General features: G+C 53.6%; 8 protein-coding genes and 2 rRNA genes. 6 read left to right on the forward strand and 4 right to left on the reverse strand.

From position 1 onward, the window contains the following. Positions 1-3 precede the first annotated feature (3 nt). Positions 4-1539 carry a multidrug efflux MFS transporter permease subunit EmrB gene (gene emrB / locus AAGQ96_RS16475; RefSeq protein WP_147199444.1) on the forward strand — a complete coding sequence of 512 codons (1536 nt, stop codon included), beginning with the start codon at positions 4-6 and terminating at the stop codon, positions 1537-1539. A gap of 50 nt (positions 1540-1589) precedes the next feature. On the opposite strand, the gene AAGQ96_RS16480 is transcribed toward emrB, so the two are convergent. Further along, entirely contained in the window at positions 1590-2618 is a 1029-nt protein-coding gene (locus tag AAGQ96_RS16480) for a tRNA/rRNA methyltransferase (RefSeq protein ID WP_342754079.1), read from the reverse strand. A 311-nt stretch (positions 2619-2929) separates the two neighbouring features. Here AAGQ96_RS16480 and trxC point away from each other — a divergent pair, with 311 nt between their 5' ends. From trxC to AAGQ96_RS16505, 5 genes are all read left to right on the forward strand, one after another. After that, positions 2930-3349 carry a thioredoxin TrxC gene (trxC, locus tag AAGQ96_RS16485; RefSeq protein ID WP_147199450.1) on the forward strand — a complete coding sequence of 140 codons (420 nt, stop codon included), beginning with the start codon at positions 2930-2932 and terminating at the stop codon, positions 3347-3349. A gap of 82 nt (positions 3350-3431) precedes the next feature. Continuing rightward, positions 3432-4118 carry a tRNA-uridine aminocarboxypropyltransferase gene (locus AAGQ96_RS16490; RefSeq protein ID WP_147199453.1) on the forward strand — a complete coding sequence of 229 codons (687 nt, stop codon included), beginning with the start codon at positions 3432-3434 and terminating at the stop codon, positions 4116-4118. Positions 4119-4226: 108 nt separating this feature from the next. Further along, positions 4227-6881 (forward strand): bifunctional acetate--CoA ligase family protein/GNAT family N-acetyltransferase, encoded by a 2655-nt coding sequence (locus AAGQ96_RS16495; protein ID WP_342754080.1) that lies wholly within the window; start codon positions 4227-4229, stop codon positions 6879-6881. Between the two features lie 114 nt (positions 6882-6995). Next, on the forward strand, positions 6996-8351 hold the full coding sequence (gene pssA, locus AAGQ96_RS16500) for a CDP-diacylglycerol--serine O-phosphatidyltransferase (RefSeq protein ID WP_147200664.1): 1356 nt from the start codon (positions 6996-6998) through the stop codon (positions 8349-8351). Positions 8352-8407: 56 nt separating this feature from the next. Continuing rightward, entirely contained in the window at positions 8408-8728 is a 321-nt protein-coding gene (locus tag AAGQ96_RS16505) for a YfiM family lipoprotein (RefSeq protein WP_147199459.1), read from the forward strand. Here the strand turns inward: AAGQ96_RS16505 and AAGQ96_RS16510 are convergent, their stop codons facing one another. From AAGQ96_RS16510 to AAGQ96_RS16520, 3 genes are all read right to left on the reverse strand, one after another. Continuing rightward, positions 8729-10030, reverse strand: a complete 1302-nt coding sequence (locus tag AAGQ96_RS16510; protein ID WP_342754081.1) for an MFS transporter — start codon at positions 10028-10030, stop codon at positions 8729-8731. Between the two features lie 425 nt (positions 10031-10455). Further along, positions 10456-10571: ribosomal RNA gene (rrf, locus tag AAGQ96_RS16515) — 5S ribosomal RNA — on the reverse strand. A 106-nt stretch (positions 10572-10677) separates the two neighbouring features. Further along, positions 10678-13587 (reverse strand): 23S ribosomal RNA (locus tag AAGQ96_RS16520). Between the last annotated feature and the right edge of the window lie 32 nt (positions 13588-13619).

The following is a 13619-nucleotide window of genomic DNA, read 5'->3' on the forward strand; positions in this document are numbered from 1 at the left end:
GCTATGGCACGACAACCGCTTGAAGGAACCCCACTGGTTCTGATGACCATCGCGCTGTCGCTGGCGACGTTTATGCAGGTGCTGGATTCGACTATCGCTAACGTAGCGATCCCAACCATCGCGGGAAATCTGGGCGCGTCCAACTCTCAGGGAACCTGGGTCATCACCTCGTTTGGCGTCGCTAACGCCATTTCGATTCCGATCACCGGCTGGCTGGCTAAGCGCGTCGGCGAGGTGAAACTGTTCCTGTGGTCAACGGCAGCTTTTGCGGTGGCATCATGGCTGTGTGGGATCTCCAACAGTTTGGGCATGCTGATTTTCTTCCGCGTGATTCAGGGGCTGGTTGCCGGCCCGCTAATCCCGCTGTCACAAAGCCTGCTGCTCAGTAACTATCCTCCTGCAAAACGCAGCATTGCCCTGTCCCTTTGGGCGATGACGGTGATCGTTGCGCCGATTTGCGGCCCGATTCTGGGCGGCTGGATTAGCGATAACTATCACTGGGGCTGGATCTTCTTTATCAACGTTCCTATCGGTGCCGCAGTCGTTATGCTAACGCTGAAGACGCTGCGCAACCGCGAGACGGCAACGGCCATTCGCCCTATTGATACCGTCGGGCTGGTGTTGCTGGTGGTGGGCATCGGCTGTCTGCAAATGATGCTGGATCGCGGTAAGGAGCTGGACTGGTTCAGCTCGCCGGAGATTTTGACCCTGACGATTGTCGCCGTGATAGCGCTGTTGGTGCTGCTGGTATGGGAGTTGACCGACGAACATCCGATTATCGATCTGTCGCTGTTTAAGTCGAGAAACTTTACGATCGGCTGCCTGTCGATCAGCCTCGCTTATATGCTCTACTTCGGCTCCATCGTGTTGCTGCCGCAGCTGTTGCAGGAAGTGTATGGTTATACGGCGACCTGGGCAGGGCTGGCTTCCGCGCCGGTAGGGATTTTGCCGGTCATCCTCTCGCCGATAATCGGTCGTTTTGCACATAAGCTTGATATGCGCAGGCTGGTAACGTTCAGCTTTATTATGTACGCGGTCTGTTTCTACTGGCGTGCGTATACGTTTGAGCCCGGCATGGATTTTGGCGCGTCGGCCTGGCCGCAGTTTATTCAGGGTTTTGCCGTGGCCTGCTTCTTTATGCCGCTCACCACGATTACGCTGTCGGGCCTGCCGCCTGAGCGTCTGGCCGCCGCGTCGAGCCTGTCAAACTTTACGCGAACGCTGGCAGGTTCAATCGGCACGTCGATTACCACCACTCTGTGGACCGATCGGGAAGCACTACACCACAGCCATCTTACTGAGTCAGTGAACGCTTACAACTTCAATTCGCAGGAGATGTACAGCAAGCTGGAACAGATGGGAATGACTCACGATCAGGCTTCCGGCTGGATTGCGCAGCAGATTACTAATCAGGGGCTGATTATCTCTGCCAACGAGATCTTCTGGGCCTCGGCCGGGGTATTTCTCTTCCTGCTGATCCTGGTCTGGTTTGCCCGTCCGCCGTTTGGCGCAGGCGGTGGTGGTGGTGGCGCACACTGATTTTAGCCATAAAAAAACGGGCCACGAGGCCCGTTTTGTTTTGCAATGGCTTAGGCGTTTTGACGCCACCATTCTGCAAGCAGAATGCCGGTTGCAACGGAAACGTTAAGACTTTCAACATTTCCCGTACCGCCGATGGAGACGCTCATATCTCCCTGCTCCAGCGTGCTGTCGGACAGACCTTCACGCTCCTGACCCAACACCAGCACCATTTTAGCCGGCAATGCTGCCTGCGCCAGTGGCGTTCCCTGGTGACTGGACGTTGTGACAATGGTGTAACCCGCTTTGCGGAACGCATCCAGACCGGAAGCGAAGCTCTCGCCGCTGATCGCCTGGACGTGTTCGGCACCGCCTTCCGCCGTACGCACTGCTGCGCCAGACTCCAGCAGGGAAGCATCCTGTACCAGCACGCCTTTCGCACCGAAATGCGCACAGCTGCGCATGATGCCGCCCAGGTTGTGAGGATTACCAATATCTTCCAGCGCCAGCACGCAGTCTTTCTGAGCCGCTTTTGACAGCCACTCACCAACCGGCATACCGACGCGTTTTTTGATCAGGAAGCAAACGCCACCGTGATGCTCAGTCCCGGAAGCTTTAGCCAGTTCGGCCTCGTCTACCACGTGATAAGCTTTACGGTTGGCCGCCATCCATTTCAGCGCTTCGCGGAAGCGCGGCGTGACGCTCTGGATAAACCAGGCGCGCACAATGCAGTCCGGACGGCTCTGGAACAGTGCCTGACAGGCGTTCTCGCCATAGACGCGCGTTTCTTCATTACGCTGACGACGGATTTGCTCCGGATCGACATAACTTTTCCCGCTGATACCGCCATGATCTGGCTTGTTATCATCGGTTGCAGACGGCGCGCGTGAGACCGTACGCCATGGTGAATCGCTCACTACGTCGCGATCGCGCCCGCCACGCGGCTTGCTGTCTGCATTACGTGAAGGACGACGACTGCCATCCTGACGAGGTCCACCCTTACCGGTACGGGGATTAGCCCCGCGCTTGTCACTCTCGTCATCACCGCGGACATACATCACTTTGACTTTACCGCTTTTACCTTTAAATTCGTCGTTCATTTTCCCTCCACCTGGCTGAGCGCGAAGCGCGCAGATTACCTGATGTGGCTGCGCTTAGCTATCAACTTCCAATAAAAGCACGCAATGGGTATTTTTCATCGCGATGCCCGTACGCTTGCGGTTGTAAAACCATCGTTTACAACGTGATGTGGTACGGCGTATCAGCCAATGCTTTCAGATGCGCTGTTACCTATCGTACCCATTGGACAAATCTCTTTGTTGCCAGCCGCAAGGACAACCATAATTATCGCTACTTTATCCAGGAATGCGGTAAGTAAATACTTACCCCCTATTATTACTGAGGTGTCCCAATGAATACGGTTTGTGCTTCATGCCAGGCGACTAACCGCGTTCCGCCAGAACGTATGGCTGACGGTGCGAAATGCGGCCGCTGCGGCAGCGAGCTGTTCAACGGCGAAGTGGTCAATGCCACCGCCGCGACGCTCGATAAATACTTGCAGGACGATCTGCCGGTTGTTATTGATTTCTGGGCGCCATGGTGCGGCCCGTGCGTCAACTTCGCGCCAGTTTATAAAGATGTGGCCAGCGAGCGCAGCGGTAAAGTTCGCTTCCTTAAGGTCAATACCGAAGCAGAACCTGAGCTGAGTGCCCGTTTCCGCATTCGCAGTATTCCCACTATTATGGTCTTTAAACAGGGCCAGACGGTGGACATCCTTAGCGGCGCAATGCCGAAAGCGCCCTTTAATGAATGGCTGAACGAAAATATCTAAAACTCCGGTGGTCAGTGCTGACTGACCACTACTGTTTTTTGCCGGATTCTGCCAGAATAGCGTTTTCCCCAGATTATTATTCATGACTGAAAACGCTGTTCTTCGTCTGCGCGCCGAGCGCCTTGCGCGAGCGACCCGTCCTTTTCTCGCCCGTGGCAATCGAATTGCTCGCTGCCAGCGCTGCCTTTTACCCCAGAAAAATTGCCTGTGCGCCACGCTACAACCCGTTGAAGCACGCAGCCGTTTCTGCCTGGTCATGTTTGATTCAGAACCCATGAAACCCAGCAACACCGGCCGCCTGATTGCCGATATCCTGCCGGATACTCAGGCCTTTGGCTGGTCACGAACCGAGCCGGAACCGGCTCTGCTGGCGGCAGTCAGTCATCCTGACGTCCAGCCGCTGGTGGTGTTCCCGGAATCCTATGCCGATGCGGACCGCCCTGTTGTTAACGCGCCGCCGCTGAGCGGTAAGCCGCCGCTTTTTATTATGCTGGATGGTACCTGGACGGAAGCGCGGAAAATGTTTCGCAAGAGCCCCTGGCTGGATAAGCTGCCGGTGATGTCACTGACGCTCACCAAACCCTCAAATTATCAGCTGCGAGAGGCTCACGCTGAAGGTCAACACTGTACGGCCGAAGTCGCCGCCGAGCTGCTGTTACAGGCTGGAGATGTTGCCGCCGGGAACGCGCTCTTCCAGCATTTTGACCTGTTTCGCCAGCGCTATCTGGCCGGTAAGCCTCACCATCCCCTGCATCAGCAGGTTGAATAAAACGCCGGGCCAGGCATCACGGCACTGCCGATAATATCGACTGTGCCGCAGCGTTGAGCTGAAGATACGTTTAGAATCAAAGATAACTTTTCGTATCGGGAGCTTAAGATGAGTCAACGAGGACTGGAGGCGCTGCTACGTCCTAAATCGATTGCGGTGATTGGCGCTTCAGTACGTCCTGAACGTGCAGGTCATCTGATGATGCGCAATCTGCTGGCGGGGGGATTCAACGGGCCGGTTTTGCCTGTCACCCCTAAATATAAAGCGGTGTGCGGCGTGTTGGCATGGCCTGATATTGCCAGCCTGCCTTTTTCACCCGATCTTGCCATCATCTGCACTCATAGCCGTCACAACCTGGCACTGCTGCGCGCGCTGGGCGAACGGGGCTGTAGAGCCTGCATCATTCTCTCCTCGCCCGCCAGCCAGCATGACGTGTTGAAACAGTGTGCCAGCGAATGGCAAATCCGTTTGCTCGGGCCAAACAGTTTGGGCCTGCTCGCGCCCTGGCAAGGGTTGAACGCCAGCTTTTCTCCGGTACCCATCGCGAAAGGCAAGCTGGCGTTTGTCTCACAGTCTGCCGCCGTCTCGAATACGATCCTCGACTGGGCACAACAGCGCCAGCTGGGCTTCTCCTGGTTTATCGCGCTGGGTGACAGTTTGGACACTGATGCCGATGACCTGCTCGATTTCCTTGCGCGCGATGGCAAAACCAGCGCCATCTTGCTCTACCTTGAACATCTGAGCGACGCCCGGCGCTTTGTTTCTGCCGCACGCAGCGCTGCCAGAAATAAACCGATTCTTATCATCAAAAGCGGCCGCAGTCAGCAGGCACAGCGGCTGTTGAAAACTCAGGGCGGATCGGATGCGGCCTGGGATGCCGCTATCCAGCGTGCTGGCCTGCTGCGGGTGCAGGATACCCACGAGCTGTTTTCGGCAGTGGAAACGCTGAATCATATGCGGCCGCTGCGTGGCGAGCGACTGATGATAGTGAGTAACGGTGCGGCGCCAGCCGCGCTGGCGCTGGATGCGCTCGAGGCTCGCAATGGCAAGCTGGCTGTACCGAGCGAGAACCTGCTGGCAGATTTGCAAAACCTTCTGCCAGATGAAATTACTGCCGGTAATCCGCTGGATTTAAAAGATGATGCGACCGTCGAACGTTATTTACTTACGGTATCACGCCTGCTCGACAGTCGGGATCTTGATGCGTTGATGATCATTCATGCGCCAAGCGCCGTTGCGCCGGCAACGTTAACTGCCCAGCGCCTGATTGAACTCATCGCTTCCCATCCACGCGGTAAACAAATTACCTTGCTGACCAACTGGTGTGGTGAGTTTTCATCACTTGATGCCCGCAGGCATTTTAGCGATGCCGGTCTTCCCACTTATCGCACCCCCGAAGGCACAATAACGGCTTTTATGCATAGCGTGGAATATCGCCGTAACCAGAAGCAGCTGCGCGAAACGCCCGCCCTGCCAGCCGATTTAATAAATAACACAACTGAAGCCCATCAGCTTATTCAGCAAGCGCTGCATGCTGGCAGTACTACGCTCGATACTCACGAAGTACAGGATATCTTACGGGCTTACGGGCTAAATACGCTGCCGACATGGATCGCCAGCGACAGCGTAGAGGCCGTGCATATCGCCGAACAGATTGGTTATCCGGTAGCGCTTAAGCTGCGTTCCCCGGACATTCCGCACAAGTCTGACGTTCAGGGCGTAATGCTCTACCTTCGCACCGCCAGCGAAGTGCAACAGGCCGCAGAGGCGATTATAGATCGTGTCAGGCAGGCCTGGCCTCAGGCCCGAATTGATGGTCTGCTGGTTCAAAGCATGGCTAACCGCGCCGGTGCACAGGAGTTAAGAGTCGTGATGGAGCACGATCCCGTTTTTGGACCGATGATTATGTTGGGAGAAGGCGGCATTGAATGGCAGGCCGATAAGCAGGCGGTTGTGGCGCTGCCGCCACTCAATATGACGCTGGCGCGCTATCTGGTTATTCAGGCAATCAAAAGCGGCAAAATTCGTGGCCGCAGCGCGCTTCGCCCGTTGGATATCACGGCGCTGAGCAACGTGCTGGTGCAGGTTTCAACGCTGGTTATCGACTGCCCGGAGGTACAACGGCTGGATATTCATCCCCTGCTGGCCGCCGGAACCGAGTTTTCGCTGCTGGATGTGACTATGCAACTGGCACCATTCAGCGGCGATGCGGAAAGCCGTCTGGCTATTCGCCCCTATCCCCACATGCTGGAAGAAAGTATTGAATTAAAGAACGGTCAACATTGCCTGTTTCGACCGATTCTTCCGGAAGACGAACCCCTGTTGCAGCAGTTTATTGCCCAGGTGACGAAGGAGGATCTCTACTATCGCTACTTCAGTGAGATCAACGAGTTTACGCATGATGATTTGGCTAACATGACGCAAATCGACTACGATCGAGAAATGGCTATTGTGGCTATACGCCAGCACAACGGTGCCGATGAGATTATTGGCGTAACGCGCGCCGTTTCGGATGCTGACAATATTGATGCCGAATTTTCGGTGCTGGTGCGCTCCGATCTTAAAGGACTTGGCCTCGGCCGGCGACTCCTCGAAAAGATGATTAGCTATACCCGCCAACACGGGTTACAGCAGCTCAACGGCATTACTATGCCGGGAAACCGCGGCATGATTACCCTGGCACGCAAACTGGGCTTCGCGGTTGATGTACAGCTGGAAGACGGTATCGTAGGCCTTTCCCTCAGGCTGGGTACAAGCGGTTAATGTCTGGAAACGTAAAACTGCCCACCTCAACGCTAAGTAATGGTAACATTAGCGGTTATGGTGATGATTTTATGGCGAAAGGCCATTCTATGAACAGAGAAGAAACGCACTGTGATGCTGTCTAAATTCAAACGTAATAAACACCAACAGCACCTTGCGCAACTGCCAAAACTGTCTCAGTCGGTTGCTGATTTCACCACGCTGTATTCGCCCGCAGATTTTCGACAAACGCTGCTGGAAAAAATAGCGGCTGCCACGCGGCGCATCTGCATTGTGGCACTTTATCTTGAAAATGATGATGGTGGACGCAGCATCCTGTCCGCGCTTTATGAAGCGAGACGCATCCGGCCCGAGCTGGATATTAGAATCCTTGTCGACTGGCACCGTGCTCAGCGTGGTCGTATTGGCGCAGCGAAAGGCGTGACCAACGCCGACTGGTATTGCGAAATGGCCGATCGCTATCCCGATCTCGCTATTCACGTCTATGGCGTGCCGGTTAACACACGCGAGGCACTGGGCGTTTTACATCTTAAAGGCTCGGTTATTGACGATACCGTCCTCTATACCGGTGCCAGCCTGAATGATGTTTATCTGCATCAGCATGACAAATATCGCTATGATCGCTACCAGCTGATTACCAATCCGACGCTGGCCGATACCTTTATGAACTGGATCGATACCAATCTGATTCAGGCTGAGGCCGTCCACCGTCTCGATCAGCATGAACGCCCAAAAAGCCCGGAGATTAAAAACGAAACCCGCCAGTTCCGTCAGGAGCTGCGTGGCTTCGATTATGAATTTGTCGGCGACGCCAATAACGAAGAGCTGGCGGTGACGCCGCTGGTTGGCCTCGGCAAGCGCAGCCTGCTAAATAAAACTATTTATCACCTGATGCCCTGTGCCGAGCAAAAGCTGACGCTCTGCACACCCTATTTTAATCTGCCGGCTATTCTGGTTCGTAATATTATCTGGCTGCTGCGACAGGGCAAAGACGTTGAAATCATCGTGGGGGATAAAACCGCGAATGACTTCTATATTCCGCAAGATCAACCCTTCAAAATCATCGGGGCTCTGCCCTATCTGTATGAAATTAATTTGAGGCGTTTTCTCAGTCGCCTGCAATATTATGTCACCAGTGGGCAACTGACGGTGAGATTATGGAAAGACAGGGAAAACAGCTATCACCTGAAAGGTATGTGGGTGGATGATGAATGGATGCTGATTACCGGAAATAACCTGAACCCGCGCGCCTGGCGTCTTGATTTAGAAAATGCCGTGCTGATCCACGATCCCCTTCAGCAATTAGCCGCACAGCGAGAAAAAGAGCTGGCTCTGATCCGTGAGCATACCACGGTAGTCCAGCACTTCCGCGATCTGGAAAGTATTGCTGATTACCCGGTTAAAGTGAGAAAACTGATTCGCCGCCTGCGTCGCATCCGTATCGACAGGCTTATCAGCCGTATTTTATAAGTTAGCTATCCTTATTGAGCCCTGTCATCGTACAGGGCTTTTTTACAGGAGCAGGCATGCGCATACTTTTGTTAAGCATCATTCTGGGTTGTAGCGGCTGTACGCACATGGCGCAGGATGACTGGACGGGTAAAGATAAGGCCCAGCATTTTATCTCCTCCGCTTTTCTTTCTGCTGCCGGCAATGCATATGGTGAAAAACAGAACTGGCATAAAGGGCATAGTGGCGGTTTCGGCCTGTCGTTTGCTATTAGTATTGGGGCCGTAAAAGAGTTGTACGACAGTCGGAAAGGCGGAACAGGCTGGAGCTGGAAAGATTTCAGCTGGGATGTAGCCGGTGCTGCCACCGGCTATGCGTTGTGGAATGCAGGACGTTAATTAGAGCTTAAGACCCTTGCCTCTGCGGTGCAGCATCAGAGATACCAGGAAGGCCACTGCGCCCATGCCAGCAACGTACCAGAAGAAACTGGTTTCGCTTCCCGCCGCCTTTAGCGACAAAGCAACATATTCCGCAGATCCGCCAAACAGGGCGTTGGCTACGGCGTATGACAGGCCGACTCCCAGCGCACGCACTTCGGGTGGGAACATTTCCGCTTTAAGTATGCCGCTGATTGAAGTATAGAAACTGGCAATCAGCAGTGAGAGCATGATCAGCGAGAACGCAATCCATGGGCTGGTAACGCTCTGTAAAATGGTTAATACAGGCACAGTGCAAATTGCCGCCAGCCCGCCAAAAATCAGCATGGAGTTTCTTCTGCCAATCTTGTCAGATAATGCACCAATTAACGGCTGAATCAGCATAAAAATGAACAGTGCTGCGGTCATCAAAGCGCTGGCAGTACGCGTATCCATCCCTGATGTATTCACCAGATATTTCTGCATGTAGGTCGTAAAGGTGTAGAAGCTGAGCGAGCCGCCCGCCGTAAAACCCAATACCATGATAAAGGCGCGACGATGTTTCCACAGCCCTTTTAGCGACCCGGCGTCTTTATGATTACGTGTTTCGCTATCAGAAGTTTCATTCAGTGAGCGACGTAAATAAAGCGCAATGACCGCAAGCGCCGCACCCAAGGCAAAAGGAATACGCCAGCCCCAGGTTCTCAGCTCCTGGTCTGACAATATCTGCTGTAGCACGACAACGGTGAGCAACGCCATTAGCTGACCGCCGATCAGCGTGACGTACTGGAATGATGCGTAGAATCCTTTCTTACCCTCAACGGCTACTTCGCTCATATAGGTTGCGCTGGTGCCATATTCCCCGCCAACTGACAATCCCTGAAACAGACGTGCCAGCAACAGCAGGGCAGGAGCCCAAAGACCAATGGTTTCATAACCTGGCAAACAGGCGATTACCAGCGATCCAAAGCACATCATGCAGACAGAAATTAGCATCGATTTTTTTCTGCCGTGCTTATCGCCGATATAACCGAACAACCAGCCGCCAATAGGACGCATCAGGAAACCAGCGGCAAACACGCCTGCTGTTTGCAAAAGTTGGGTGGTTGAATTGCCGGTAGGGAAAAACACATGCGCAAAATAGAGCGAGCAAAATGAATAAACGTAGAAGTCGAACCACTCCACCAGATTGCCTGATGAAGCCCCTACAATAGCCCAGATTCGTTGTCGTGTAGTAAGGGCCCCTGGTGGCGCTGTACTCCTTGATGTGGTGGCTACTGCCATATTGTCTTAACCTCGCAATTATCCTTGCTAATTACTAGCAATGGAAATGAATCAATACCGCAATAAATTCTATTCACGGCATGCTAAAAACTTGTTTTTATTTGAAAGATGTAATGCTGTTGCAGGTATGAGCATTGAAAACATCCCTGCTCTGATTATGTCAGGATATGTTTATTTATTGCAAAAAAGATTAGCAGGTTACCGGGCAAGATCGCTTTTTCTACTGATTAATGCCACTTTCGGTAAGGGTTCGGTCTACTACGGTAGATGAAATTCAACGTTGTTAACTGGTTAAGCGAGGCTTTCCACCTGCTTCTGGTCGGAAACCGCTCACTGAACGGGCAAACGCGATGACTTATAAGCCGATTTTCTGGCCCCAAACGCAAAAAACCCTGACCGTGAGGTCAGGGTTATCGCGATTTGATGCCTGGCAGTTCCCTACTCTCGCATGGGGAGACCCCACACTACCATCGGCGCTACGGCGTTTCACTTCTGAGTTCGGCATGGGGTCAGGTGGGACCACCGCGCTAAAGCCGCCAGGCAAATTCTGTTATTCACGCCGCCATAAAGGCCGCGCAAATTTATCCGGTTAACAAGCTGAAAATCTTTGCGTCTCTCAACGCTCACCAGAACGCTTCTGGCGTTGTAAGGTTAAGCCTCACGGGTCATTAGTACCGGTTAGCTCAACGCATCGCTGCGCTTACACACCCGGCCTATCAACGTCGTAGTCTTCAACGTCCCTTCAGGTGGCTTAAAGCCACAGGGAGAACTCATCTCGAGGCAAGTTTCGCGCTTAGATGCTTTCAGCGCTTATCTTTTCCGCACTTAGCTACCGGGCAGTGCCATTGGCATGACAACCCGAACACCAGTGGTGCGTTCACTCCGGTCCTCTCGTACTAGGAGCAACCCCTCTCAATTCTCCAGCGCCCACGGCAGATAGGGACCGAACTGTCTCACGACGTTCTAAACCCAGCTCGCGTACCACTTTAAACGGCGAACAGCCGTACCCTTGGGACCTACTTCAGCCCCAGGATGTGATGAGCCGACATCGAGGTGCCAAACACCGCCGTCGATATGAACTCTTGGGCGGTATCAGCCTGTTATCCCCGGAGTACCTTTTATCCGTTGAGCGATGGCCCTTCCATTCAGAACCACCGGATCACTATGACCTGCTTTCGCACCTGCTCGAGCCGTCACTCTCGCAGTCAAGCCAGCTTATGCCATTGCACTAACCTCACGATGTCCGACCGTGATTAGCTGACCTTCGTGCTCCTCCGTTACTCTTTGGGAGGAGACCGCCCCAGTCAAACTACCCACCAGACACTGTCCCCACGCCGGATCACGGCGCCAGGTTAGAACATCAAACGTTAAAGGGTGGTATTTCAAGGTTGGCTCCACGCAGACTGGCGTCCACGCTTCGAAGCCTCCCACCTATCCTACACATCAAGGCTCAATGTTCAGTGTCAAGCTGTAGTAAAGGTTCACGGGGTCTTTCCGTCTTGCCGCGGGTACACTGCATCTTCACAGCGAGTTCAATTTCACTGAGTCTCGGGTGGAGACAGCCTGGCCATCATTACGCCATTCGTGCAGGTCGGAACTTACCCGACAAGGAATTTCGCTACCTTAGGACCGTTATAGTTACGGCCGCCGTTTACCGGGGCTTCGATCAAGAGCTTCTCCTTGCGGATAACCCCATCAATTAACCTTCCGGCACCGGGCAGGCGTCACACCGTATACGTCCACTTTCGTGTTTGCACAGTGCTGTGTTTTTAATAAACAGTTGCAGCCAGCTGGTATCTTCGACTGGCTTCAGCTCCGGGAGCAAGTCCCTTCACCTACGCGCCAGCGTGCCTTCTCCCGAAGTTACGGCACCATTTTGCCTAGTTCCTTCACCCGAGTTCTCTCAAGCGCCTTGGTATTCTCTACCTGACCACCTGTGTCGGTTTGGGGTACGATTCTGTGTTACCTGATGCTTAGAGGCTTTTCCTGGAAGCAGGGCATTTGTTACTTCAGCACCGTAGTGCCTCGTCATCACGCCTCAGCCTTAAAGAGTTCCGGATTTGCCTGGAACTCAAGCCTACACGCTTAAACCGGGACAACCGTCGCCCGGCCAACATAGCCTTCTCCGTCCCCCCTTCGCAGTAACACCGAGTACAGGAATATTAACCTGTTTCCCATCGACTACGCCTTTCGGCCTCGCCTTAGGGGTCGACTCACCCTGCCCCGATTAACGTTGGACAGGAACCCTTGGTCTTCCGGCGAGCGGGCTTTTCACCCGCTTTATCGTTACTTATGTCAGCATTCGCACTTCTGATACCTCCAGCAGACCTCACAGTCCACCTTCGACGGCTTACAGAACGCTCCCCTACCCAACAACGCATACGCGTCGCTGCCGCAGCTTCGGTGCATGGTTTAGCCCCGTTACATCTTCCGCGCAGGCCGACTCGACCAGTGAGCTATTACGCTTTCTTTAAATGATGGCTGCTTCTAAGCCAACATCCTGGCTGTCTGTGCCTTCCCACATCGTTTCCCACTTAACCATGACTTTGGGACCTTAGCTGGCGGTCTGGGTTGTTTCCCTCTTCACGACGGACGTTAGCACCCGCCGTGTGTCTCCCGTGATAACATTCTTCGGTATTCGCAGTTTGCATCGGGTTGGTAAGCCGGGATGGCCCCCTAGCCGAAACAGTGCTCTACCCCCGAAGATGAGTTCACGAGGCGCTACCTAAATAGCTTTCGGGGAGAACCAGCTATCTCCCGGTTTGATTGGCCTTTCACCCCCAGCCACAAGTCATCCGCTAATTTTTCAACATTAGTCGGTTCGGTCCTCCAGTTAGTGTTACCCAACCTTCAACCTGCCCATGGCTAGATCACCGGGTTTCGGGTCTATACCCTGCAACTTAACGCCCAGTTAAGACTCGGTTTCCCTGCGGCTCCCCTATACGGTTAACCTTGCTACAGAATATAAGTCGCTGACCCATTATACAAAAGGTACGCAGTCACCCTGATAAATCAAGGCTCCCACTGCTTGTACGTACACGGTTTCAGGTTCTGTTTCACTCCCCTCGCCGGGGTTCTTTTCGCCTTTCCCTCACGGTACTGGTTCACTATCGGTCAGTCAGGAGTATTTAGCCTTGGAGGATGGTCCCCCCATATTCAGACAGGATATCACGTGTCCCGCCCTACTCATCGAACTCACAGTAAGTGCATTTTTGTGTACGGGAGTATCACCCTGTACCCTGCGACTTTCCAGACGCTTCCACTAATGCACAAACTGATTCAGGTTCTGGGCTGTTCCCCGTTCGCTCGCCGCTACTGGGGGAATCTCGGTTGATTTCTTTTCCTCTGGGTACTTAGATGTTTCAGTTCCCCAGGTTCGCCTCGCAACACTATGTATTCATGTTGCGATGATGCACCGTAGTGCACCGGGTTTCCCCATTCGGGTATCGTCGGTTGTTGCGGTTCATATCACCTTACCGACGCTTATCGCAGATTAGCACGCCCTTCATCGCCTCTGACTGCCAGGGCATCCACCGTGTACGCTTAGTCACTTAACCTCACAACCCACAAGCGTCCCGAAAGACACATT

Source organism: Pantoea sp. MBD-2R, assembly GCF_039134845.1.
Classification (GTDB): domain Bacteria; phylum Pseudomonadota; class Gammaproteobacteria; order Enterobacterales; family Enterobacteriaceae; genus Erwinia.